This window comes from Saccharopolyspora pogona, from assembly GCF_014697215.1.
GTDB lineage: Bacteria > Actinomycetota > Actinomycetes > Mycobacteriales > Pseudonocardiaceae > Saccharopolyspora > Saccharopolyspora hattusasensis.
Genome location: NZ_CP031142.1, coordinates 8,256,905 through 8,281,102 on the forward strand (window position 1 = coordinate 8,256,905; position 24,198 = coordinate 8,281,102).

Here is a 24,198-nt window from a genome sequence, read left to right on the forward strand (position 1 = left end):
CGGGCGAACATCGGGGCATGACAACCGAAAGACACCGTTGTTCCGCCTACCTGGCCGGAATCGTCGGACTGGCCCTGATCACGATCGCTCTGGTCTGCTGGGCTGCGGGCAGCACGAATCCGATGGCCGATTCCGCCGACACCTTCGGGCGATCCCTCGAATTCCTCCCGCAAACCGCCGCGCACCTGGTCTTGGCCGCGGTCGGCGCGCTAACCGCCGCTGCGTCAGTCCTCGCCCGGCGCGGCGGGCGAACTGCCAGCGCGGTCCGGGTGGCCGCCATCGGCGGGTTGATTCTGCTGCTGGACGCGAGTGTGCTGGCGGTGTTCGGATACGTGCCGTTCCTGACCATCTCGCTGCTGACCGGGCACGCCGAACGCTTGAGCCTGCTGGCATCCCCCTCGTTGCTGGTGCAACTCGGCGTTGCCGCCGGGGCCGCGAGCCTGCTGTGGATGCACGTGGCTCGCGCGACGGCCAACGCCACCGGGAAGGATCCGGCGGCAGCGCACGAGCGGGCCGCGGCGCGGACCCGGAGGTGGACGGTGATCGCCATGGCGGTACCGCTGGGCTACGCGATTTCGAGGTTCCTGATGGTCCTGCAGGTGCCCGGTTTCGCCCTGGACGACGGCTCCGTAGGAGCGCTCGCTCCGTTCGGGCTCGCCGCGGCGGCGACCGGGGGCGCGGTGCTCACCTGGGGGTTGATCCGTCCGTGGGGCGAACGGTTCCCGCGCTGGATCCCGCGGGCAGCCGGCAGGAGGGTTCCGGTCGACCTCGCCGTGGCACCGGCCCTCGGGGTGTCCGTGCTGGTGATGGCGGCGTCCAAGTTGCTCCTGATGCAGACCTTCACCGAGGCGTTCGGCCCCGGCGACGTGCTGATCGTGCTGCCCGTCTACCTATGGCCGCTGTGGTCGGTCGCCCTCGCGCTGGCCGCCGTGAACTACCGCATCCGCCGCAGCACCGCGGCGGAACCCGTCAGCGCAGCGCGATGATGGTGTAGGGGCCGACCTCGCGCTTGGCGAAGGCGGGCGAGTCGAACACCGCCGGGTCGAAGTAGACGTCGTAGTCCCGGACGTTCGGCAGCTGCGGGAAGGCGTCGCCCTTCAACTGCAGCACCAGCTTGCCCGACTGGTCCTCCGGGCGTTTCACATCGGAGTGCGGGCTCACCGGGTTGGTCAGGACGAAGACGTTGGGCGTCTTGAACCGGCTCTTGCGCAGCATGCCCAGCAGCTCGTCGGGGGTCTTCGCGGTGGTCCACTCCTGGACCTCCGCGGCGCGCGCCTCGTAGTCCGCCAGCGGGTTGGCGTAGTGCGGAGTCTCCTGCTGGAAGCCCCAGTACGGTTGGAAGGACATCAGCTTGTAGTCGGTGGTGAGCAGCACGTTGTCCACCGGCTTGCGGCCGGTCAGCTCGGCGATCGCACGGATCTCGTCATCGGTCCACGAGCCGGGCTTGGCCGGGTCGCGCTGCCCCATCGCGTTGTCGCCGGTGGGGTAGTAGTCCGCGTAGGCGCGTTCGACGGACGGCTGCAGCGCCAACCCGATCGCGCCCTGGTTGATGGTGATCGCGCCGAGCAGCCCGAGCGCGGTGGCGACCATGCTGATCCGCAGCGCGTACCGGGTGTCCAGCTTTTGCCGCAGGTAGCCGACGAGTTCCAGCAGGCCGAAGACGCCGGCGACGGCCAGCGTCACGTCGAGGATCACGTTGAGGCGAAACGCCAGCAGCGTGGTCTTGGCGACCAGTGCCAGCGTCGACAGCACGAACCAGCCGTAGACCGCGAGCACGATGCTCAGCATCGAGGCGGCGACCTCGCTGCGCCGGCACCGCAGCAGCAGCCACACCAGACCGGCCAGGCAAAGCACCCCGAACGCGGTGCCTTCCATCATCGGCACCGGCAGGAACGCGCCGTCTTCGGGCAGGTAGTGCTGCGCCGCGCTGCGCGGGTTGGCCAGCAGGAAGTGGGTGGAGAGCAGGTAGGGCAGCCAGACCAGCAGCGCGATGACCAGGCTGACGATGCCGATCGGCAGCAGCCGCAGGAACAGCTGCCGCACCGTCGGCCACAACCGTTCCCCCTGGTGCACCCGGAACACTCCGGTGATGACCGCCATCAGCACGACCATCAGCACCGCGAACCCGAAGTGCAGGGTGTAGGTGATGGCCGCGAAACCGACGTAGCCGCCGATGCAGACGAGTGTCCACCGTGGAGCGTGGTCCCGGCGGCGCAGCGCGTGCCAGGCCAGTACGGCGATCGGTGCCAGCCACGCCGCCGACGGCCAGGCGTAGGGCTCCTCGATGCCGTGCAGCATCCCGGCCAGCCCCGTCACGACCGCGGCGAGCAGCGCCAGCCGGCGCCGCACCACGACGCTCCACAGCGTGAACGCGACGACTGTGGTCACCGCCACCCAGGCCAGCGCGTACGGCTTGTAGGCCGCCCAGCCCTCCCAGCCGATGAGGTTGGCGAACCGGCCGCCCAGCCAGAACCAGCCGCCCGGGTAGTAGGGAGCGGTGTCGGCGTAGTTCAGGTCGGTCAGGCCTGGGGTGCTGGCCATCCGGGTCATGTACTGCAGGCGGAACCCGTTGTCCACGGACGAGCCGCCGTAGTAGAACCTGGTGGCCTGCAAGGGGATTGCGAGCGCGAACGTGCTGAACGCGCTGAGCGCCACCCAGGCGCCGAACAACCGCAGCCAGCGCGGCGAGCGGCGATGTCCGAACGCCAGCAGCAGGAACAGCAGGGCCAGCACCAGCGCGCTGCTGGTGGCCGCGAGCGCTTCCGGTGCGAAGCTGGGCTCGCTGATGCTCAGCCGGGCGATGCCGAACTGCAGCACCAGGCTCACGACCGCCGCGACGAACGCGCTGAGCAGCAGCTCGACGACGGTGCTGCGTAGCGGTAGCCGAACGGCCGAAGCCCGGCGCGGTTCGTCGATCGGGCTCGGTCCGGTCAACAGCGGACTCGGCAGGATTCCCGCCACTTCGCGCGTCCTTCGGCGTAGCTGACATGAGGGCTCGCGCAGAATAGTTGATGTGCGCTGCGCACACCGCCGTCGGGTGATGCGGGCACGCGGCGTTGGAGCGCTAGGGTGACGCAGCAGAACGGTCATGGCAGCCGGTAGGAGGTTGGCGGGTGGCGGACAGCCCGGTGGAGCCCGGCGGCACGCGCGCCGCCCCGGAGCGGATCGAAGCCGCGGCCGGAGCCGAGGCGGAACCGGTGGTTCCGCAGCTGGTCGCGCCGCCGCCCCGCGTGGTGGTCAAGGCCGACCTGCTGCCCGCGGTGAGCTTGGTATCGCTGATCTCGCTGCTGGGCCTGCCGATCGGCTGGGTGTGGTCGCGGTTGGCGCCGCCTCAGGAGAGCGTGCTCGGCCTGCAGGGCAGGCTGACCCCGCTGCTGGTGGAGGGCTACCACGGCTTCGACGCGATCGCGATCTTCGCGCTGCTCGCCTTCGCCGCCGGACTGCTGACGTCCTCGGTGCTGTGGCTGGTGCGCAGGCGGCGCGGCCCGGTGCTGCTCATCGCGGGTGCGCTCGGGTCGGTGGTCGCGTCCTGGCTGGGCGTGCAGCTGGGCGCGTCGTTCGCCGGTGGGCTGTACGCGATGCCGGCGAACCCGCAGCTGGGCGACCTGATCACGGTCGCCCCGGAGGTCGGCACCTACTGGGTGCTGCTGGTGCAGCCGTTGGCCTTCGCGCTCGGCTACGGCCTCGCCGCCTCCTGGAACGGCCTCGACGACCTAGGCCGCCGCCTCGGATAAGCGTTTCCGCTGGCCAGGTGCCGTGAGCGTTTTCGGGCGCTATGGCACCCGAAAACACTCACGGGCGCCGCCCAGTGGAAATGTTCCCGCCGATCACTTCGGGGCCCCGCGGAAGGACTGGGTGATCTGCTTCAGCGTGTCGACCGGAACCGAGTCCGGGACGTTCTGATCGGACGCGGCGATGAAGACCACCGAGCTCTGACCGTCGTTGTTGGTGGCGAGCACGCTGACCGCGACTGTCGCGGAGTCGCAGGTCTCGGGGGACGGCATCGTGATCTGGGCGGTGATCCGGACGGCAGGAACACCGCCGGCGAGCTGCAGCTGCTCCGGCGGGCCCGGCAGGACCACCGGTGCCTGGCCGGCGCGCGTGTAGGCCACCGCGGCGAACTTCTGCAGCGTTTCGGTGGCCACCGTGGTGTCGTCCGGGCCCCTGCGGGCGGTCGCGCCCGAGACCGCCCGGTAGCTGGTCGGAGCGCCGGTGCAGAAGCCCTTTTGGTACTCGGCCACGCCGGTCATCGTCACCGGGTCGTCGGGCGGGCCGAAGCCGTGCACGCCCTCCGGGTTGGAGTCCAGCTTCCAGTTCATCGGCACGTCGTAGACCGCGCCCCGCTTCGGCACCGTCGCCACCTGCCAGCCGGGCACCAGCGGCGTCAGCTGCGGGTTGGCCGCCGTCGCCGGCGCGGCGGACGTCGCGCTGGTGGTCGGCTTGGACGGCGTGCTGGTGCCCGCGGGCGGCGGCGGTGCCGCCTGCGATCCGCCGTCGGAGGTGCTGAGCACGACGATCGTGGTGACGATCGCGATCACGGCCACCGAGGCGAGCGCGATCGCCGCGATCATCGGCCCGCGGCTCTTCCCCGGCGGGGTCGGCGCGGGATGCGCCGGGTAGCCGCTGACCATGCCGGGATAGGGCTGCTGCTGGGGCTGCTGCTGGGGCGGCGGCGGCGGCTGCTGGGGCTGGGAGAACGTGCCGAAACCCTGGTACTGCATGCCGGGCTGGGACCCCGATGCGCCGGGCTGCCTGGTGTTCGGATCGTAGTGCCCGTACTCGTTGGAGCCCCAATTACCAGGTGACGACATGCGGAGATCCTATCGATGCCGCAAGACACTCCAGCGCCACGTCTTTCGCCTTCGAAGCGGCGCAGCCGCACGCAGCTCGCACCGCGCGTGGGATCAGCCGCGCATCGTCCTGCTCAGTTCACGCTGGTGTGCTGGGCGAAATCCGTCAGGGGTGCCGGAACCGCGCGAAGTTCGCGGAGGAACTCGGTTTCCCGCAGCAGCAGCCGCCGGATGCTGCGCAGCCGCTCCAGGGGGTCGGTTTCTTCGAGCAGCTTCTGCCGGTCCTCCACGGTCAGCACGCAATCGTCGGCCAGCAGGTACGAAAGCGTCGCGGCGTCGGTGTCCGCGGCCGGGGCTTCGCGCTGCCCGCCGCGCAATCCGGTGTCGTGGTAGCGCTGGTACGCCGCGCGGGCGGCGGTCGTCAGGTGCTCGCGGCGCGCCGGCGAGTCGTTCTCCGGGGCGGTGTCCGGCAGCCATTCGATGTCGGCCATCAGGTACGGCGCCGCGCTCCGGTCGATCTGCAGCAGCCGGAACCGGCGCTCCCCGTTGGCGCTGACGTCGTACCGTCCGCCGGGCAGCTGCCGAACCTGGTCCAGCAGCGCGGAGCAGCCGACGTCGTACATCGAGTCGACGTTGTCCTCGCCGACTTCCCAGCCCTGCCGGATGGCGACCACGCCGAACCGGCGGTGCGGCAGGTCCTCGCCGACGAGATCGGTGACCAGCTGCCGGTAGCGCGGCTCGAAGATGTGCAAGGGCAGGTGGCTGCCCGGCAGCAGGACGGAACCGAGCGGGAAGAGCGGCAGCACGTTCATCACGCCCCAAACCTACGTCGCGAATGCCCCGGAAGCAGCGTTCAAGGAATGGATGCACTCCCTTCAGCTCGGGGGCCGGAACACCGCGAATGGGTCGGTGACCTGCAGATCCCGGGAGGTGAACTGGAACAGCGCGGGCGGACGGCCACCGGCCGGACCCGCGGGCACCGTGCGGCCGGTGGGTTCCAGCACACCGCGCCGGGACAGCACGCGCTGCAGGTTGGTCGCCGCGACCTGGTAGCCGAGCGCGGCGGAGTAGATCCGGCGCAGCTCCGAGACGGTGAACTCGGCGGGGGCCAGCGCGAAACCGATGTTCGTGTAGGACAGCTTGGCGCGCAGCCGGTCCCGCACGGCCAGCACGATCAGCTCGTGGTCGAAGGCGGTCGGCGGCAGCGCGTCGACCGGATGCCACGCCGTGTCGGCGGGGATCTCGGGGTCGATATCGGAGGGCACCAGCCCGAGGAAGGCGGTGGCGACGACGCGGCGGCCGGGCACCCGGTCCGGGCTGCTGAACACCGAGAGCTGCTCGACGTGGGTCAGCTTGTGCACGTCGACCTTCTCGGCCAGCTGCCGCCGGATCGATGTCTCCACGTCCTCGCTGGCGGCCAGCCGCCCGCCGGGCAGTGACCAGCGGTGCACGTCTGGTACCTGTGCGCGTTGCCAGAGCAGCACCTGCAGCCGGTCGTCGCGTACCTGGAGGACGCCGGCGAGCACTTCGTGACGAGCGTCGCCCTTGTCCGCGCAACTCGTGGTGTTACGATGTGTCACGTTTTCGATTCTAAGGCGAAAACCTCGGCGAGCTTGATCCGGGGTGCTAGCGGAGCCTCCGGGCGGGTTCTCCCGGAGGTCCGGCGAGGAGGACGACATGGCCGCGACTGCAACCTGGGAGCGGACCGACGCCGGTTACACCGGGGTGGCACCCACCGCCGAATGGGCGCGCGAGGTGCGCAAGCTGGCCGACGAGCGGGACGCCGTGCTGCTGGCGCACAACTACCAGCTTCCCGAGATCCAGGACGTCGCCGACCACACCGGCGATTCGCTGGCGCTGAGCCGCATCGCGGCGAACAGCTCCGCCAGCACGATCGTCTTCTGCGGCGTGCACTTCATGGCCGAGACGGCGAAGATCCTCGGTCCGGACAAGACGGTGCTCATCCCGGACGCGCGGGCGGGATGTTCGCTGGCCGACTCGATCACCGCCGACCAGCTGCAGGCCTGGAAGGCCGAGCACCCGGGCGCCGTCGTGGTGTCCTACGTGAACACCACCGCCGACGTGAAGGCGGAGACGGACATCTGCTGCACCTCGTCGAACGCGGTGGACGTGGTCCGCTCCATCCCGGCGGACCGCGCGGTGCTGTTCTGCCCGGACCAGTTCCTGGGCGCGCACGTCAGGCGCGAAACCGGCCGGGAGAACCTGCACATCTGGGCCGGGGAGTGCCACGTGCACGCCGGGATCAACGGGACCGAGCTCGCCGAGCGGGCGGCGGCCAGCCCGGACGCCGACCTGTTCATCCACCCCGAGTGCGGGTGCGCGACCTCGGCCCTCTACCTGGCCGGCGAGGGCACCGTCGCCAAGGAACGGGTGAAGATCCTGTCCACCGGCGACATGCTGACCGCGGCGAAGGAGACCGGCGCCCGCTCGGTGCTGGTGGCCACCGAGGTCGGCATGCTGCACCAGTTGCGCCGCGCCGCACCCGAGATCGACTTCCGGGCGGTCAACGACCGCGCGTCCTGCCGCTACATGAAGATGATCACCCCGGCGGCCCTGCTGCGCTGCCTGCGGGAAGGCGCCGACGAGGTGCACGTGCCGACGGACGTCGCCGACCGGGCGCGCGCCTCGGTCGAGCGGATGATCGCCATCGGCAAGCCCGGAGGCGGCGAATGAGCTGGGAAGCAGGTGCGGACTTACTCGTCGTCGGCACTGGCGTCGCCGGCCTGACGGCGGCGCTGCGGGCCCGCGAGCTCGGCCTGCGGGTGCTGGTGGTCAGCAAGGACAGCGCGTCGGCGGGCAACACCAGCTGGGCGCAGGGCGGCATCGCCGTGGTCCGGCCGGACGAGCTCGACCCGGGCGACAGCCTGCGTAAACACGTCGAGGACACGCTGACCGCCGGCGCCGGACTGTGCTCGCGCCCGGCGGTGCGGGACATCCTCGCCGACGGTGCCGAGGCGATCGCGCGGCTGCGCGCGGCGGGTGCCCGCTTCGACCTGGGCGCGGACGGTGAGCTGGCGCGGACCCGCGAGGGTGGGCACAGCGCGTTCCGCGTGATCCACTCCGGCGGCGACGCGACCGGTGCAGAGGTGCAGCGCGCGTTGTCCGAAGCCGTGCGCGGCGGCGGGATTCCGGTGCTGGAGCAGCATTGCGTCGTCGAGCTGCTGCGCGGCGACAGCGGCGCCGTCGTCGGGGCACTGGCGATGGACTCCCAGAGCAGGCCGGGCGTGCTGCACGCCCCGGCGGTGCTGCTGGCCACCGGCGGCCTCGGCCAGCTCTACGCCGCCACCACGAACCCCGAAGTGTCCACTGCGGACGGTATCGCGCTCGCGCTGCGGTCCGGTGCGTCCGTCGCGGACCTGGAGTTCGTGCAGTTCCACCCGACGGTGCTCTACACGCCGGGTGGGCCGCGAGGGCGGCGGCCGCTGATCACCGAGGCGGTGCGCGGGGAAGGCGCGGTGCTCGTCGACGTGCACGGGCGGCGCGTGATGGAGGGGGAGCACCCGCTGGCCGACCTCGCCCCGCGCGATGTCGTGTCTGCGGCGATCAACAAGCGGGCCGCCGAAACCGGCGTGGAGCACGTGTTCCTCGACGCGACGAGTATCGGTCCGGGGTTCGTCGAGCGGTTCCCGACGGTGTACGCGGCGTGCCAGGCCGCCGGCATCGACCCGGTCCGCGAGCCGATCCCGGTGGCCAGCGCGGCGCACTACTCGTGCGGCGGCGTGGTGTCCAGTGTGGATGGTCGAACGACCGTGACCGGGCTCTACGCCGCCGGTGAGGTCGCGTGCACCGGGCTGCACGGCGCGAACCGGCTGGCGTCCAACAGCCTCCTGGAAGGCCTCGTGGTCGGCGGGCGCGCGGCCGAGGCGGTGGCCAAGGACCTGTGCTGCGGGCTGCTGAACCGCAAGGCCCCCGGTGCGGCGGTGCAACCGGCGATGGCGGTGGTCGACCGGGACCTGCTGCAGCGCACGATGAGCCGCTACGTCGGCATCGGGCGCGACGACGAGGGGCTCGCGGAAGCGACCCGGATCCTGGACCGGGCGGCCATCGTCCGTCCACTTCGGACTCGGCAGGCCGTCGAGGACTCGTCGCTGGCGCTGACCGCGCAGGCGCTGCTGGCGGCGGCCAGGCAACGCGCCGAGTCGCGCGGCTGCCACCGCCGAACGGATTTCCCGGACACCGACGACCTGCGCTGGCGGCGCAGCACGGTGCTCCGGCTGGACGCCTCGGGGTTCCTCATCCACACTGCGGCCGGGATTGTAAGGACAGCGGCATGAGCATCGATCTGGAGAAGGCCCGCGAGGTCGTCCGCACGGCGCTGGCCGAGGACCTGCGCTACGGGCCGGACGCGACGACCGACGCGACGGTCCCGGCCGGCGCGATAGCCGAGGCCGGGTTCAACACCCGCCGGGCCGGGGTGGTCGCGGGCCTGCCGCTGGTGCGCCTCGTGCTCGACGAGGTGCTGGGCGCGGGCGCCTACGCCGTGCTCTCCGAGCGTTCCGACGGTGATGTGCTGGCGCCCGGCGACTGCGTGCTGCAGGTGAAAGCCCCGGTCCGCGGCCTGCTCACGGCGGAACGCACGGCGCTGAACCTGCTGTGCCACCTGTCGGGCATCGCGACCGCGACCGCGGCGTGGGTCGAGGCGGTCGCGGGCACGGGCTGCCGGATCAGGGACAGCCGCAAGACGCTGCCGGGCCTGCGGGAGCTGCAGAAGTACGCGGTCCGCTGCGGCGGCGGGGTCAACCACCGGATGGGCCTCGGCGACGCGGTGCTGATCAAGGACAATCACGTGGTGGCGGCGGGCTCGGCGGTGGCGGCGGTGCGGGCCTGCCGCGAGCACGCGCCGGACCTGCCGATGGAGGTCGAGGTGTCCACGCTGGACGAACTCGACGAGGTGCTGGCGGAGGACGTGGCGCTGGTCCTGCTGGACAACTTCACCCCGCCGCAGTGCGCGGAAGCGGTCCGCCGGGTCCGGGAGACGTCGCCGGCCACGGAACTCGAAGCATCGGGAGGCCTGACCCTCGACGTGGCCCGCGCCTACGCGGAAACGGGAGTCCAGTACCTGGCGGTAGGGGGCCTCACCCACTCCTCCCCGGCCCTCGACCTCGGCCTGGACATGTAGTCACTCGGTAGCGAAGGCCTCGCTGAACAGGTCCGCGTCCCACTGCTCGACTAGTGCCCGATGAGTGCCGTGCCACTGCTCTCGGCAGCGCCGAGGTGTGTCGGCCCGATCGAGCGCGTCGTGCTCGGTCACAGCAGGGATTTGTGGATGACGGGGATGATTCAGTCATGGCTGGAGCTGATCGGGGTGAGGTACTGGTGAGCACTGTGCAGGCCGAGCGGGTTCTGCCTTCGCCGTTGTTGGGCGGGATCTACCGGGCCAGGCGGCCCACCGGGCCCGTTGTGGGGCTGGTCGTCGTGCTGGGCTGTCTGATCGTCGGGCAGACTATCGCCGCGCTGGTGCTGTTCCCGGTGCTCGGGGCTTCGCCGGAAGCCCTGCTCGGTGGCGCCATGGGGCTGATCGACCAGCTGGCGATGTTGCTCAGCTTCGGCGGGGCTGCCGGTCTGCTGGCGCTGTGGATCTGGGGCAAGGAGCGCCGGTCATTCGGCAGTGTGGGGTTCTTCCCCGCGTCGCGCGGCGGCGCGCACCTGGCGCTGGGCGCCGGGGTGGCGGTGGTGCTGCTGTCCGTGCCGGTCGGCGTGAACATCCTCAGTGGACAGTTCGAGGCCGGCTCGGTTCGCGCCGCGCAGGCCGGCGGCGCGCTCGTGGCGCTGATCGGGTTCATCGTGCAGGCCAGCACCGAGGAGGTCATCACCCGTGGCTACCTGATGCAGGTCACCTACCGGAAGTGGGGCCTGACCGCCGCGATCGCCTTCCAGGCGGTGGTGTTCACCGCGCTGCACGGCGTGAACGCCAACGTCAGCGTGATCGGCCTGGTCAACATCCTGCTGATCGCCCTGGTGCTGGCGTTCTGGGCGCTCGCGGAGGGCGGCCTGTGGGGCGTTTGTGCGTTCCACGCGGTGTGGAACTGGCTCCAGGGCAACGTGTACGGCATCGAAGTGTCCGGAATGGACATCCGCACGACGGTGCTGGACATCGGCGGCGCGCCGGGCAGCACGACCCTGCTCACCGGAGGCGGGTTCGGCGTCGAAGGAAGCCTGCTCGCCACCGCGGTGCTAGCCATCGCCACGGTGCTCGCCGCCCTCGCCCTCCGGCACAAGCTCGCCCGTTCGGGTTGACGGGTGAAGGGCACCGCTGCCTGGCTATGCCGGTCGGAGGCGCCCTTCACCTCGGGACGATCGCGTCAGAAGCGGCGGTTGGCGAGGACCGGGACCGCTTGGCGGGCCTGGTCGACCGCCGCCGGGTCGATGTCGACGACCCGGACCTCGGGGGCGTCGGCGAGCTGGGCGTGCACCTGGCCAAGCGGGGTCGCGACGAGGCTGTAGCCGATGCCGGTCGGTGCCTTGCCGCTCGGCTCCCGGCCGATGCTGCGCGGGTCGGCCTGGCCGCAGGCCACCACCCACGACGTCGAGTCCAGCGCGCGGGCGCGCACCAGCAGCTCCCATTGCTCGCGCTTGCCCTCGCCGGAACCCCAGGAAGCCGAGGTGACGATCACCGACGCGCCCTGGTCGGCGAGCGTCGTGAACAGGCCGGGGAACCGCACGTCGTAGCAGGTCGTCAGGCCGATCTTGGTGCCGTCGAGGTCCACCACCACCGGCTGCGCGCCCGGCGCGACGGTGTTCGACTCGGCGAAGCCGAAGGCGTCGAACAGGTGGATCTTGTCGTAGGAGGTGTCCAGGCCGCGGCCGGTGATCAGCAGCGTGTTTGTCACCCTGCCGTCTTCGGTGGGCGTGAACATGCCCGCCACGACCGCGATGCCGGCCTCCTCGGCGAGCCGCCGCACCGCGGTGGCCCACGGCCCGTCCAGGGGCTCGGCCAGCGGCCCGAGCTTGATCCCGAAGCAGGCCATCGTCGCCTCCGGGAACACCGCGAGGTCGGCACCCGCCTCGGCGGCCTTCCGGACGCCGTCGGCCACGAGTTCCAGGTTTGCCTTGGGGTCCGGGCCGGACACGATCTGGCACAAAACGATCCGCATAACCACAACCATCCTTCCAGGGACTTTTTCCAAACTCGTTTTGCGTAGCGGTGCAAGTGGCGGAATCTCAGACGCCGCCTGAGAATCCGCGGCGGTGCGAGTGGCGAGGCGAAGCGGCTGCGCCGCTTCGAAGACAAAGAACACCTTCCAGCGCTCACCCGTTACTATGTTTGTATACCAGCGATATGCGCTCGGTAAATTCACGCAGGGGGTCTTCGTTGCCGTCTGGACGAGAACTGGCTTACGACCATCTCAAGGACACGGTGCTCAGCGACCCCGCGATGCAGGGGCAGTTCATCAACGAACAGGCGTTGGCCGACGCGATCGGGGTGTCCCGAACGCCGATCCGCGAGGCCCTGCTGCTGCTCGCCGCCGAGGAACTGGTGCAGCTGGTGCCCAAGCGCGGCGCCTACATCGCCCCGGTCGGCGGCCGGGAGATCCGCGAGCTCTTCGAGATCCGCGCGATGATCGAGTGCTACGCCGCCCGCCGCGCCATCGAGCTGGACGCGGTGCCGGTGGAGCAGATGCGCGCCGAACTGGCGGCCCAGCGCGAGCTCAGCGGCGACGACCAGGCCCGCGCGTTCATCGACTGCGACCACCGGTTCCACGCCACGCTGGTGTGCGCGGTCGGCAACGACATGCTCAGCAAGACCTACGACGCGTTGCGGGCACGCCAGATCCGCGCGGGCATCGTCGCGCTGTTCAGCAGCGGCGGGCGGCGCAAGGCGGTGCTCGTCGAGCACGAGGCGATCCTGGCCGCGCTCGCCGCGGGCGATGCGGAGGCCGCGGCTGCGGCGATCACCGAGCACTTGTCCGCGACGCAGCAGGTCCTGCTGGCGGGCTGAGGTGGACCGGGCCGTGGGTCTTTCCGGTCGGAAAGACCCACGGCCCGGGCGAAATCCGAACCTCACCGCGCGTTCGAGCGCCCGAGGGACAGGCCGATCAGGGTGACCACGCAGGTCGCCGCGAGGTAGCACGCCGGGGCCAGCCAGGTCCCGAACGACGCGAACAGGTACGTGAACAGCAGCGGGGCCAGCGCGCCGCCGATGACGCCCGCCAGCGTGTAGGCCAGGGACGACCCGGTGGCCCGCAGCGCCGGGCTGAACTGCTCGGACACGAACGCCGCCTGCGGCCCGTACATGAGCGCGTGCCAGATCAGGCCGACGACGACGCCGGCGATCAGCAGCCCCGGCGAGCCTCCGCCTGCCATCGGGAAGAAAACGAACGGCCACACCCCGGCGCCGATCGCACCCACGGCGTAGACCTTCCGCCGGCCCCACCGGTCCGACAGCGCGCCGGCCAGCGGCATCAACACCAGCTGCAGCGTCGAGCCCAGCATGACGCCGGTGACCGCCCAGCTCTTCGGCATGTCCAGCTGCTGCGTGGCGTAGGTGAGCACGAAGACCGTGAACAGCGCGTATAGGACGTCCGGGCCGACGCGGGACAGGATGGCCGCCACCAGCGCGCGGGGCTCGCGGGTGAAGACCTCCCGCACCGGCGCCCCGGCCTGCTCGCCCTTCTCCTGCAGCTCCTTGAAGACCGGGGTCTCCTCCAACTTCACCCGGATCCACAGGCCGAACAGCACCAGCACCGCGGAGAGCAGGAACGCGACGCGCCAGCCCCAGGACATGAACTGCTCCTGGGTGAGCAGCGCCGCGAGCGCCGCCAGCACGCCGTTGGCCAGCAGGTTGCCGGCGGGCGGGCCGATCTGGGCGGCCGAGGCCCAGAAGCCCCGGTGCTTGTCGCTGCCGAACTCGCTGGACAGCAGGACCGCGCCGCCCCACTCGCCACCGATGCCCACGCCCTGCGCGAACCGCAGGACCACCAGCAGCACGGCGCCGAGCGAGCCGACCTGGCTGTGCGTCGGCAGCAGCCCGATGAGGACGGTGGAGATGCCGGTGATCAGCAGGGTGATGACCAGCACCTGCTTGCGGCCCAGCACGTCGCCGAGCCGGCCGAACACGAAACCGCCGAGCGGCCGTGAGACGTAGCCGACGGCGTAGGTGGAGAACGCGAGCAGCGTGCCGGACAGCGGATCGTGGCTCGGGAAGAACAGCTGGCCGAACACCAGCGCCGAAGCCACCGAGTACGCGGCGAAGTCGTACCACTCCAAGGAAGTTCCGCTGAGGCTCGCCACGAAGGCCTTGATCAGGTCCTTGCGGGGCGGCTTGGCCGTTGCGGGTAGGGCTTGGGTCATCGGGATCCTTTTCCTGCCGGGGCTTCCGGGTCGGTCGTGGGTGCCGACCGCCGGGTACTGTGGTACACCGACGGTATACAACCAGTATGCGTACTTTGGAGGACATCTTGTTTCCGCTGCGTTTCGATGTCAACGGTGAAGTCGTCGACGTGCCGGTGACGACCCTGCTCAACGGCGGCTACGCCGGGCGCAGCCAGGAGGACGTCGCGGCGCACGTCGCCGAGCTCGCCGAGCTCGGCGTGCCCGCGCCGACCAGGACGCCCTGCCTGTACCCGGTGGCGCCCTACCTGGCGATGCAGCCCGACGAGGTGCCGGTGCAGCACGGCCGCACCTCCGGCGAGGCGGAGTGGGCGCTGATCGTCGCCGGGCCGGAGGAGCGAAACATCCTGCTGACGGTGGCCAGCGACCACACCGACCGCCAGCTGGAGGTGCACGGCGTCGCGTGGAGCAAGCAGGCCGGGCCGGACGTGCTGGGGCGCAAGGCCTGGCGGCTGGTCGACGTCGCCGACCGGCTCGACGAGCTGACGCTGACCGCCTGGGCGGGCGGCGAGGTGATCCAGCGAGGCGCCCTGGCGGAGCTGCTCACCCCGCAGTTCTGGCTCGACGACCTGCGCGAACGCGGCCTGTTGCAGCCGGGCACGGTGCTGCTGTCCGGCACCATCCCGATGGACGCCGCGGTGGACCAGTTCGCCGACTCCTGGCGGGTCGAGCTGGGCGACCCGAAGACCGGCGACGTCATCGCCTGCGAGTACCAGGTCCGCCGCATGCCCGAGCCGGTGGCGTGAGCCGGCGGGTTTCCACTGCTCAGGGCTCGTGAGCGCTTTCGGGGGCCGTGGCCCCCGAAAACGCTCACGAGCCTGGCCCGGCACCCGCTGCGCCGACGAGCAAGATCTCAACTTATTGAGAAAAACTTGCAATAGCACCTATTGTGCAGGGGTGCTGAAACGCCGTGCTTTGTTCGTCGCTGTTCCGGTCGCCCTGGGCCTGCTCGGGGCGGGGTGCGCCGCGCCGTCCGCGCCGGGCACCGGTGACCCCCGGTCGATGCTGCTCGCCGACGGCTACGAGCCGGAGAGCCTGAACCCGCTGCTGGGCTACGGCGTGGAGGGTGCCGCGAAGTTCTACGACGGCCTGCTGGCCTTCGACGGCCAGTCCGCGTTGCGCCCCGCGTTGGCCGGCGAGGCACCGCAGTCCACGCCCGACGCCAAGACCTGGACGGTCAAGCTCCGCGACGGCGTCCGCTTCCACGACGGCACGCCCTTCGACGCCGAAGACGTCGTCGCCACCTACCAGGCAGCGATCAACCCCGCCTACGCCTCGACGGTGTCCTCGGACTTCGACATGCTCGCCGACGTCCGCTCGCTCGACCCGCACACCGTGCGGTTCGACCTCAAGATCCCCTACGCCGCGTGGCCGTCGAAACTGATGCTCGGCATCATGCCGAACGAGCAGCTCGCCGAGCCGAAGTCGCAGGAGAGCTCCCCGCCCAACACCAAGCCGGTCGGCACCGGGCCCTACAAGCTCGTCGAATGGCGCCAGGGTGACCAGATGACCTGGGAGGCCAACCCCGGCTACTGGGCCGGTGCGCCCGCCGTCGGCAAGGTCACAGTCGTCTTCGCCAAGGACGACAACACCCGCGCCCAGCGCCTGGTCTCCGGCGAGTTCGACGGCACCGTGCTGCCGCCGGTGCTGGCCGAGAGCGTCGGCCGCGACGGCTACCGGACGGTGCACCACCGCACCGCCGACTTCCGCAGCATCGCGCTGCCCAACAGGCACCCGGTCGCCGGCGACCGAGCCGTGCGGCTGGCGCTGAACCTCGCGGTCAACCGTGAGGGCATGATCCAGGCCTTGCTGGGCGGGCACGGAAAGCCGGCCTACGCGCCGATCCCGGAGTCGATGGGTGCCAACTTCGAGCCCACGGCCCGCTTCGACTTCGATCCCGAGCGCGCCAAGAAGCTGCTCGACGAGGCCGGTTGGCGGGTCGGCGGCGACGGCATCCGGGAGCGGGGCGGCGTCCGCGCCCAGTTCACCGTGATGTATTTCGCCGACGACAGCCTCCGCAAGGACCTCGCCCGCGCGTTCGCCTCCGACGCCAAGGCGGTCGGCATCCAGGTCGAGCTCGCCGGGGTGGACCGCTCGGCCGTGCCCGATCGGCTGGCAACCGACGGGATCGTGCTCGGCGGCGGCAACCCCATCGACCCCGACCCGCAGGTCTACACCAGTCTGCACTCCTCGGTCATCGGCACCGGCACCTACAACAACCCGGGCCAGTACCGCAACGCCGAGGTGGACGCCGCGCTCGACGGCGGCCGGCAGGAGGTGGACCAGGCGAAGCGGGCGGAGTTCTACAAGCAGGCGCAGCGCGCCTACGTCGCCGACCCAGGCCTGGTGTACCTGGCGTTCATCGACCACAGCTACGTGATGCGCGACGGCAAGTGGTCCGGCTACCAGCCGCCGGTCGAGCCGCACGTGCACGGGACCACCTGGGGCCCGTGGTGGAACGTCGAGGCCTGGAAACCGCAGGCATGAGCCGCGCGATCGGCCGGTTGGTGCTGCGGCGGACCGGGTTCGCGGTACCGGTGCTGGTGGTCGTGGCGTTCGGGGTGTTCGTGCTGGCCGCGGCGTCCCCGTTCGACCCGGTCCACCAGTACTACGGTGTGGAGCTCTTCGGGACGTCCGCGGCCGACGTCGCGCAGGTGCGGGCCCGGCTGGGGCTCGACGAACCCGTGCTGGTGCAGTTCTGGCACTGGGCGACCGGCGTGTTCGGCGGCGACCTCGGGGTGTCGCGGTCGTTCCGGCAGCCGGTCGCGCAGGTCGTCGCGCAACGGCTGCCGTGGACGCTCCTGCTGACCGCGACCGGGCTCGCGCTGGCCGTGGTGATCGCCCTGATGCTGGGCACCGTCGCGGCCTGGCGGCAGGGCGGCTGGATCGACCGGTTCGTCACCGCCATCGGCCACGCGCTGGAGGGTGTGCCGCCGTTCGTGCTGGCGCTGCTGTCGATCGCGGTGTTCTCGCTGGGGCTCGGCTGGCTGCCGGTGGCGGGCCTGACCGACGCGGGCGCTCCGGTGTCGTTCGGGCAGGTCGCCGAGCACCTGGCACTGCCCGCGCTGGTGCTGGGCATCTCCCAGTCGCCGTGGCTGGTGCTGCACGTCCGGCAGTCGATGCTGACGTCGCTGTCCGAGGACCACGTGATCGGGGCGCGGGCGCGCGGCCTCGCGGAGAGCGCCGTCGTGCTGCGGCACGCGCTGCCGACCGCGCTGCTGCCGTTCGTCACGCTGATCGGCGCGCGGGTTCCGGAACTGGTCACCGGAGCCGTGCTGGTCGAGGAGGTCTTCTCCTGGCCGGGCCTGGCCGCCGCCGTCGTCACCGCCGCAACGGCGGTCGACTACCCGCTACTGGCGATCCTGACGCTCGTGGCCACCGCGGCGGTGCTGATCGGCTCGCTGTTCGCCGACATCGCGGCGATCGTGCTAGACCCGAGGGTGGCGACCGATGGCTGAAGAAGATACGCAACGTGATTTGCGTAGCGGTGCCGGTGGCGGAACCTCAGATGCCGCCTCGACTGCGGGATCCCCGACTTATGTATGTCCAATACGCGGCATCGGGGCTGTCCTCGCGAGGCGACCTCTGAGAACTCGCGGCGGTGCAAGTGGCGTGTCTCACCGCAAGCGGCTTCGCCGCCTTTTAAAGACATCTGACGAGTCCACATCGGTCGGACCGTGGCGATTCGCCGGCCGCAAGCGCGCCGGGGTGTCGCGGACCCGGGCCCGGTTGTGGGTGTCGCTGGGCGGCCTCGCGGTCCTCGTGCTGGCGGCGATCGCGGTGCCCGCGCTGTTCGGCAGCGAATCGGTGCGCTACGACTCGATCCGGCTCGCGCCGAGCCCGGCGCACCCGTTCGGCACCGACTCCGGCGGGCGGGACCTGTTCGTGCAGTCCCTCGCCGGACTGCGGATCTCCTTGCTGGTGGCCGGTTTCAGTGCGGTAGTGTCCACTGTGCTCGGTTCGTTGGTGGGCGCCGTCGCGGGCGGCGTCGGCGGCTGGCCGGACCGGTTGCTGATGCGGCTGGTCGACACCATCAACTCGGTGCCGCACCTGCTGCTGGGCATCGTGATCGTCGCGCTGTACCGGGGCAGCCTGGTCGCGGTGATCCTGTCCATCGCCCTCACACACTGGACGACCGTGGCACGCATCGTGCGCTCCGAGGTCCTGTCGCTGCGCCAGCGGCCCTACATCGACGCGGCGATCGCGGGCGGTTCGTCGCGGTCGCGGGTCCTGCTGCGGCACCTGCTGCCCGCGATCGTGCCGCAGGCGGCGCTCTCGGCGGTGCTGCTCGTGCCGCACGCGGTGTGGCACGAGACCGCGCTGAGCTTCCTCGGCCTCGGCCTGCCGCCGCACCTGGCCAGCATCGGCAACATCCTCGGCGACGGCCGGGAAGCGGTGCTGCTCGGCGCCTGGTGGATCGTGCTGTTCCCGTCGGTGCTGCTGGTGGCGACGACGCTGGCGGTGTCCGGACTGGCCGCGACCTGGCGCGATCGGGTCTTGCCGCGACGGCGATCGGAGTTGGCGCTGTGAGCGAACCGCTGCTCGAACTGGACCGGCTCTCGGTGCGCTTCCTGCTGGGGCGCGGCGCCGAAGTGCGGGCGGTGACCGACGCGACGCTGCAACTGCGGCCGGGCCGGGTGCTCGCGCTGGTCGGGGAGTCCGGCTGCGGCAAGTCGGTGCTGGCCTCAACGCTGCTGGGGCTGCTGCCCGGGAACGCGCAGGTTCGCGGCGAAGCCGTGCTGTGCGGCGGCATCGAGCTGCTGTCGGCGCCGGAGCCGGTGCTGGCCGGGCAGGTCCGCGGCCGGCTCGTCGGCCTGGTGCCGCAGTCCGCGAGCACCCACCTGACCCCGGTGCGGACCGCGCGCAGCCAGCTCGTCGAGGCGATCCGGGCGCTGGGCGGCGCCGCCGGGCCGGACGAACTCGCCGAACGAGTCGGGCTCGATCCGGCCGACCTCGACCGCTACCCGCACGAGCTTTCCGGCGGGATGGCCCAGCGGGTCGCGGTGGCGCTGGCGCTGGCCGGCAACCCGCGGATCATCCTCGCCGACGAGCCGACCACCGGGCTGGACCGGCCGCTCGTCCATCGCACCGTCGACCTGCTCGCCCAAGCCGCCACCGACGACCGCGCGGTGCTGCTGATCACCCACGACCTGGCCGCCGCCCGCCGGGTGGCCACCGACATCGCGGTGATGTACGCCAGCCGCATCGTCGAGGCCGGGCCCGCCGAGCAGGTGCTCGCCGACCCCTGGCACCCGTACACCGCGAGGCTGCTCGCGGCGTTGCCCGACGTCGGTTTCCGGCCGATCCCCGGCCACCCGCCGGCCCTCACCGAACTGGCCCGCATCGAACAGGAATGGGGTTGCGTGTTCTGCCAACGCTGTCCGGACGTGCCCGGATTCGGGCCGTGCACGGGAGATCCGGAACTGCTCGACCTCGGCGACCGGTGGGTCGCCGCGCACCCGCCGTGCTGAGCGCGACCGGCCTGGTCGCCGGCTACCGGCGCGGCGAACCGGTGCTCGACGGGGTCGACCTGGACGTCCCGGGCGGTTCCGTGGTCGGGCTGGCCGGGCCGAGCGGGTGCGGGAAGTCCACATTGGCCAGGGTGCTCGGGCTGCTGCACGAGCCGTGGTCCGGGCAGGTGTCGCTCGACGGCGAGCCGGTCAGCGGCTTCCGGCACGCGACGCCGCGGGAGCAGCGCAAGGCGATCGGCATCGTCTTCCAGCAGCCGCGGCCCGCCGTCGACCCGCGCTTCACGCTCCGCGAGATCGTCGCCGAACCGCTGCGGGCCACCGGAACCGCCGGCGACGTCGACGAGCTGGCCGACGAGGTGGGGCTGACCGCGGAGCTGCTGTCGCGGCGGCCGCACGAGGTCAGCGACGGGCAACTGCAACGGGCCTGCCTGGCGCGGGCATTGGCGTTGTGGCCGAGCTACCTGATCTGCGACGAGATGACCGCGATGCTGGACGCGTCCACCACGGCGGCGCTGGTGCAGGTCGTGGACCGGCGGGTGAACGAGCACGGCACGGGGGTGCTCGCGATCAGCCACGACGAAGACCTGCTGCGGTATTGGGCGGTGCACGTGGTTCGCCTCGGCGGGTCGATATGACATGGTGGGGCCGAAACGCGGTCGCGGGGGACCGCTCGGTACTGACGACGGACCCGAGGAGTCGACGTTGAGCGAGGGCGAAGGCACCACCTTCATGCAGTGGCGGGATCGGGCCCAGACCGAGGTTCGCGACGACCGGCCAAAGATGCGGGCGATCATGATCACCGCGGCGGTCGTGGTGCTCGTCGGAATCATCGTGGGATCCGTGGTCCTGCTGCTGTCCTGACGCGGTCGTCCGCAATTTCAATGGAAATCGAATGTCCGATTTCCATTGAAATTGTGGGAGTTATCCACAGTCTCCGGCGTGTCGTGGTCCGACACGCCGGAGTTCTGCAATTTCCATTGAAATTGCGGTGATCGAACCCGGGTTGGGTCACTGCTGGGCGGGGAGCTTGGTGACCAGCAGGCGGGATACGCGGTGGCCGTCCATCGCGCGGACCGTGAAGCGGTGGCCCAGGGCCTCCAGCGAATCGCCCTCCGCCGGGACGCGCCCGAGCCGGCTGACCACGAACCCCGCCACCGTGTCGTAGGGACCGTCGGGCAGTGCGATCCCGGTCTGCTGCTCGAACTCGGCGCGGTGCAGCAGCCCGTCGGTCTCGAAGCTGCCGTTGCCCTTGGGGCGCACCGGGGCCGTGCTCGGGTCGTACTCGTCCCAGATCTCGCCGACGACCTCCTCCACCAGGTCCTCGACGGTGACGATGCCAGCGGTCCCGCCGTACTCGTCGACCACCACCGCCAGGTGCCCGCCCCGCCGCCGCATCTGCGACAGCGCCGCCAGCACCGGCTTGCTCGCCGGCAGGGCGGTGACCGGCCGGGTCAGGTCGCCGACCGTGCGCACCGCCGCGCGTCCGCCGTGCGTCGTGGCGAGCAGGTCTCGGACGTGGATGAAACCGACGATGTCGTCGGCGGTGTCCCGGATGACCGGGTACCGCGAGTGCGGCTTGCCGGCCACCTCGGCGATCGCCTCGGGCAGCGGCATGGTGCGGTCCAGGAAATCGACCTCGGTGCGCGGCACCATGACCTCGCCGAGCACCCGGTCGGTGGCCCGGAACGCGTCGCTGAGCAGCCGCCGCTCCTCAATGGTCAGCTGCTCGTTGGTGCGCACCATGTCCCGCAGCTCTTCCTCGCTGACCTTGTCCTGGTCGGCGCGCGGATCGATGCCGAGCAACCGGACCACCGCGTTGGTGGACTTCGACAGCAACCAGATCAACGGCCGCGACAGCGTCGCCAGCCGGTCCAGCACCCCGGCGGTGACCATCGCGACGCCCTCGGACTTCTGCAGCGCCAGCCGCTTGGGGGCGAGCTCGCCGAGCACCAGCGACAGGTACGACACGAACAGCGTCACCAGCACCAGGGCCACCGACGCGGCCACGCCGATCGGCAGGCCCCAGCCGGCCAACACCGGCTCCAGGCGCACCGCGATCGTCGCGCCGCCGTAGCTGGAGGCGAAGAACCCGGCGAAGGTGACGCCGATCTGCACCGCCGACAGGAACCGGTTGGAGTCGGCGCGCAGCTTGGCCACCCGCGCGCCGCGGCGGTCGCGTTCGGCGAGCTTGCGGACCTGGCTCTCGCGCAGCGACACCAGCGCGATCTCCGCGGCGGCAAAGTAGCCGCCGAACAGCACGAACAGCAGCACCAGCGCGATGTTCCAAGCGACACCGTCCATCTTCCGATTGTTCCATTCCCGGCGTTCGCGAGCCCTCCACTGCCACAGTCCAGGCTGGTTCTGCGTGGCGGCGCGGGTCGAGAGCGAATTCTGCGACTGCGCTCAGTCGGTGGTTCGCCAGAACTGACGCTTCTTCACGTCGCGCACGAGGATTCCGTGCTTGACCAGTTCGGTGCGCAGCAGCGCCGCTTCCTTCCCGTCGCGCTTGCGCAGCGCGCGTTCGCGGGCCGCCATCAGCGCGTTGATCCGCAGCGACAGCTCCGGCGTGTCCTCGACCCACAGGCTGTAGGAGCCGGTGAACGGGTCCTTGTCCCGCCACGGGTAGCCGTGGTCGGTGAAGGCCCTGCGCAGCGCGAACCTGTCTAAATCGGACGGTTGCCGGATGTGCTCGCCGCCGGATTCGTCCAGCACCACGAGGTTCTTGCCGTCGACGTACACGTAACCGATCTCGGCGCGCGCAATGTGCTGCTGCGACCGCCCGACGGTCAGCACCACCTGCTCCGGTTCGACGGTGACCGTGAGCCGCTCCTGCGCCATCAGCCCGGCGAAGCCGAGCCCGAGGATCGCGCCGATGGCGATGGCGCCGACCGAGCCCCACGGGTCGGGCACCGACGCGGCGAGCTGGAACACGCCCTGGAACGGCGCCCACGGCAACCCGGCGACCCAGGCGGACGCCAGCCGCAACAACCAGACGACCAGCGCTCCCAACAACGGGCAGACGATCCACGAACCGTGCCGGACCAGGCGGTGCTCGGTGACGGTCGTCGCGGCGGGTTCTGCAGCCATGCCGCCATTATCGCCACCGGCCGAGCGCTGTGGCCGCTGGTGCGGAAGAGGTTGATGCCTTGAAGCGGCGAAGCCGCTTGGAAGAACGGGCCCGGGGTGCCGAAGCGCCCCGGGCCCGTTCCCCCTCCTGCCGGATCAGGCTCCTGCCTCGCGGAGCAGGATGTCCACCGCGGCGTCGTTTCGCGCGGTCTCCTTCTCGATGACGTCGTCGGGCGGGTAGAAGCCGTCGATGCCGCCGCCGTTGGCCGGGTACATCTCGAAGGTGTAGGCCAGGATCTTGTGCTGACCCCACATCCAGTCCAGGCTGTCGCCGTCGGTGATGTAGAGGTCGCTGGACTGCTGCGGGGTGTAGCCGTTGGTCTTGGCCATCTCGCCGCCGACCCGCGCGAACCGGTCGTACTCCTCCTGGGTCATGCCCTCGGTGGCGTCGTCACTGGTGTGCCCGAAGGGCCACAGCACGAGCTCGGAGTAGGTGTGGAAGTCGATCGCGGCCTTGATCTGCTGCACGCCGCCGACCACCCGCGAGTCGATGAAGTCGCGCATCGCCGCGGTCTCCGGCGCCGACCACGCGGCCGGGCCCCGGTAGGTCTCGCCCTTCGGGTCGTTGTCGGAGCCGCCGCAGCAGCCCCACTTGTAACCCCAGTTGCGGTTGAGGTCGGTGCCGGCGTCCTGCCGGTTCTTGCGCCACCCCTGGAACTCGCCGGACGCCACGTCGTAGGACGAACCGTCCGGGTTGACCACCGGGATGATCCAGATCTCCCGGTTGCCGACCGCGTCCTTGATCGCCTGGTCGCCGGCGTAGCCGTCGGTGAGCCGGTTGGCGATGTGCAAGCACATCTCGGTGGTCAGGTGTTCGCGGGCGTGCTGGTTGCAGTCGAACAGCACCTCGGGCTCGTCCTCGTCCTGCCCGACGTTGTCGCTGATCTTCAGCACCGGGATGTCGCGGCCCTCGAAGGACTTGCCGATGCTGGACTTCGCCGCGATGTCCGGGTGGTCCTTCACCACGGCGTCGAGCTCGGCGTTCATCTCGTCGAGGTTGTGGTAGCCCTCGTACCCGGGCGGGAAGTCGCCCGGCACCCGCTGCGCCGGGTTGATCCGCTTGAGCGCGTCGGCGACCTTGGTCTCGTCGTTGAGCACGAACCCGGCGGCGCGCAGCTGCTCGGCCTGCGCCGGGGTGGCCTCCACGGTGGCCACCGCGCCGGACACCGCGATGACCTGGGCGCCGGTGCGGTTGATCTCGGTTCGCGTCTTGCTGTCGGTGTTGGGAACGCGGTAGGTGGCCAAGTCCTGGGCGGCGGTCGCCCCGGTCGGCTCCGCGGACACGCTGGCCTGGATAGGGGCCAGCAGGACCAGGCACGCGGCGGCCGCCACGGTCACTGCCTTGCGCCGTGAGCTGAACATCGGGTCTCCGATCGATCACTGGTGGTGATGTTGGCAGGTTCTAGGAGCCGCCCGATGTTGGCAAGCCACTGGCGAACAATGGCCGCACGTTGACATTT

23 protein-coding genes are annotated in these 24,198 nt (G+C 70.9%); 14 read left to right on the top strand and 9 right to left on the bottom strand.

The window, feature by feature from the left end; all coding sequences use genetic code 11:
• Positions 1-17 precede the first annotated feature (17 nt).
• Positions 18-986: a hypothetical protein gene (locus DL519_RS39105; RefSeq protein WP_190822362.1), complete on the top strand. Its 969-nt coding sequence runs from the start codon at positions 18-20 to the stop codon at positions 984-986.
• Here DL519_RS39105 and DL519_RS39110 read toward each other — a convergent pair.
• On the bottom strand, positions 970-2,961 hold the full coding sequence (locus DL519_RS39110) for an arabinofuranosyltransferase (protein WP_223840043.1): 1,992 nt from the start codon (positions 2,959-2,961) through the stop codon (positions 970-972). The two genes, DL519_RS39105 and DL519_RS39110, sit on opposite strands and share 17 nt — an antisense overlap.
• A gap of 152 nt (positions 2,962-3,113) precedes the next feature.
• On the opposite strand from DL519_RS39110, the gene DL519_RS39115 reads away from it, so the two are divergent.
• Entirely contained in the window at positions 3,114-3,734 is a 621-nt protein-coding gene (locus DL519_RS39115) for a DUF2567 domain-containing protein (RefSeq protein ID WP_190822364.1), read from the top strand.
• A 93-nt stretch (positions 3,735-3,827) separates the two neighbouring features.
• Here the strand turns inward: DL519_RS39115 and DL519_RS39120 are convergent, their stop codons facing one another.
• The 3 genes from DL519_RS39120 to DL519_RS39130 form a co-directional block, all read right to left on the bottom strand.
• Positions 3,828-4,811: a hypothetical protein gene (locus DL519_RS39120; protein ID WP_190822366.1), complete on the bottom strand. Its 984-nt coding sequence runs from the start codon at positions 4,809-4,811 to the stop codon at positions 3,828-3,830.
• 113 nt (positions 4,812-4,924) lie between these two features.
• Entirely contained in the window at positions 4,925-5,602 is a 678-nt protein-coding gene (locus tag DL519_RS39125) for an LON peptidase substrate-binding domain-containing protein (protein ID WP_190824490.1), read from the bottom strand.
• A 63-nt stretch (positions 5,603-5,665) separates the two neighbouring features.
• A complete protein-coding gene (locus tag DL519_RS39130) occupies positions 5,666-6,370 on the bottom strand; it encodes an NUDIX hydrolase (RefSeq protein ID WP_397545020.1) in 705 nt (234 codons plus the stop codon).
• Positions 6,371-6,467: 97 nt separating this feature from the next.
• Here DL519_RS39130 and nadA point away from each other — a divergent pair, with 97 nt between their 5' ends.
• The 4 genes from nadA (at position 6,468) to DL519_RS39150 (ending at position 11,048) form a co-directional block, all read left to right on the top strand.
• Positions 6,468-7,484: a quinolinate synthase NadA gene (gene nadA / locus DL519_RS39135; protein ID WP_223840044.1), complete on the top strand. Its 1,017-nt coding sequence runs from the start codon at positions 6,468-6,470 to the stop codon at positions 7,482-7,484.
• Positions 7,481-9,085: an L-aspartate oxidase gene (locus DL519_RS39140; protein WP_190822368.1), complete on the top strand. Its 1,605-nt coding sequence runs from the start codon at positions 7,481-7,483 to the stop codon at positions 9,083-9,085. Before nadA ends, DL519_RS39140 begins: the two co-directional genes overlap by 4 nt.
• A complete protein-coding gene (gene nadC, locus DL519_RS39145; protein ID WP_190822370.1) occupies positions 9,082-9,930 on the top strand; it encodes a carboxylating nicotinate-nucleotide diphosphorylase in 849 nt (282 codons plus the stop codon). Before DL519_RS39140 ends, nadC begins: the two co-directional genes overlap by 4 nt.
• A 167-nt stretch (positions 9,931-10,097) precedes the next feature.
• Positions 10,098-11,048 carry a CPBP family intramembrane glutamic endopeptidase gene (locus DL519_RS39150; protein ID WP_223840045.1) on the top strand — a complete coding sequence of 317 codons (951 nt, stop codon included), beginning with the start codon at positions 10,098-10,100 and terminating at the stop codon, positions 11,046-11,048.
• Positions 11,049-11,113: 65 nt separating this feature from the next.
• Here the strand turns inward: DL519_RS39150 and DL519_RS39155 are convergent, their stop codons facing one another.
• Positions 11,114-11,905, bottom strand: coding sequence for a carbon-nitrogen hydrolase family protein (locus DL519_RS39155; RefSeq protein ID WP_190822372.1), 792 nt, complete (start codon positions 11,903-11,905; stop codon positions 11,114-11,116).
• Between the two features lie 218 nt (positions 11,906-12,123).
• Between DL519_RS39155 and DL519_RS39160 the strand changes: the two genes are divergently transcribed.
• Positions 12,124-12,750 carry a GntR family transcriptional regulator gene (locus DL519_RS39160; RefSeq protein ID WP_190822374.1) on the top strand — a complete coding sequence of 209 codons (627 nt, stop codon included), beginning with the start codon at positions 12,124-12,126 and terminating at the stop codon, positions 12,748-12,750.
• A gap of 62 nt (positions 12,751-12,812) precedes the next feature.
• Here DL519_RS39160 and DL519_RS39165 read toward each other — a convergent pair whose 3' ends face one another.
• Positions 12,813-14,102: an MFS transporter gene (locus DL519_RS39165; RefSeq protein ID WP_190822376.1), complete on the bottom strand. Its 1,290-nt coding sequence runs from the start codon at positions 14,100-14,102 to the stop codon at positions 12,813-12,815.
• A gap of 107 nt (positions 14,103-14,209) precedes the next feature.
• Here DL519_RS39165 and DL519_RS39170 point away from each other — a divergent pair, with 107 nt between their 5' ends.
• From DL519_RS39170 to DL519_RS39200, 7 genes are all read left to right on the top strand, one after another.
• Positions 14,210-14,887 (top strand): DUF2848 domain-containing protein, encoded by a 678-nt coding sequence (locus DL519_RS39170; protein WP_190822378.1) that lies wholly within the window; start codon positions 14,210-14,212, stop codon positions 14,885-14,887.
• A 151-nt stretch (positions 14,888-15,038) separates the two neighbouring features.
• A complete protein-coding gene (locus tag DL519_RS39175; protein ID WP_190822380.1) occupies positions 15,039-16,628 on the top strand; it encodes an ABC transporter substrate-binding protein in 1,590 nt (529 codons plus the stop codon).
• Positions 16,625-17,599: an ABC transporter permease gene (locus DL519_RS39180; RefSeq protein WP_190822382.1), complete on the top strand. Its 975-nt coding sequence runs from the start codon at positions 16,625-16,627 to the stop codon at positions 17,597-17,599. Before DL519_RS39175 ends, DL519_RS39180 begins: the two co-directional genes overlap by 4 nt.
• A gap of 250 nt (positions 17,600-17,849) precedes the next feature.
• Positions 17,850-18,671: an ABC transporter permease gene (locus DL519_RS39185; protein WP_223840046.1), complete on the top strand. Its 822-nt coding sequence runs from the start codon at positions 17,850-17,852 to the stop codon at positions 18,669-18,671.
• Complete coding sequence (locus DL519_RS39190) at positions 18,668-19,612, top strand: ABC transporter ATP-binding protein (protein ID WP_190822384.1); 945 nt, start codon at positions 18,668-18,670, stop codon at positions 19,610-19,612. The genes DL519_RS39185 and DL519_RS39190 overlap by 4 nt, the downstream gene beginning before the upstream one ends.
• Positions 19,606-20,247: an ABC transporter ATP-binding protein gene (locus tag DL519_RS39195; protein ID WP_190822386.1), complete on the top strand. Its 642-nt coding sequence runs from the start codon at positions 19,606-19,608 to the stop codon at positions 20,245-20,247. The genes DL519_RS39190 and DL519_RS39195 overlap by 7 nt, the downstream gene beginning before the upstream one ends.
• Before the next feature lie 67 nt (positions 20,248-20,314).
• Positions 20,315-20,473 (top strand): hypothetical protein, encoded by a 159-nt coding sequence (locus DL519_RS39200; RefSeq protein WP_190822388.1) that lies wholly within the window; start codon positions 20,315-20,317, stop codon positions 20,471-20,473.
• A gap of 147 nt (positions 20,474-20,620) precedes the next feature.
• Here the strand turns inward: DL519_RS39200 and DL519_RS39205 are convergent, their stop codons facing one another.
• The 3 genes from DL519_RS39205 to DL519_RS39215 all read right to left on the bottom strand — a co-directional run bounded on the left by DL519_RS39205 (position 20,621) and on the right by DL519_RS39215 (position 24,100).
• A complete protein-coding gene (locus DL519_RS39205; RefSeq protein ID WP_190822390.1) occupies positions 20,621-21,913 on the bottom strand; it encodes a hemolysin family protein in 1,293 nt (430 codons plus the stop codon).
• Between the two features lie 102 nt (positions 21,914-22,015).
• Positions 22,016-22,699 (bottom strand): YqeB family protein, encoded by a 684-nt coding sequence (locus DL519_RS39210; RefSeq protein WP_190822392.1) that lies wholly within the window; start codon positions 22,697-22,699, stop codon positions 22,016-22,018.
• A 135-nt stretch (positions 22,700-22,834) separates the two neighbouring features.
• Positions 22,835-24,100, bottom strand: coding sequence for a M14 family metallopeptidase (locus DL519_RS39215; protein ID WP_190822394.1), 1,266 nt, complete (start codon positions 24,098-24,100; stop codon positions 22,835-22,837).
• Positions 24,101-24,198: the final 98 nt, after the last annotated feature.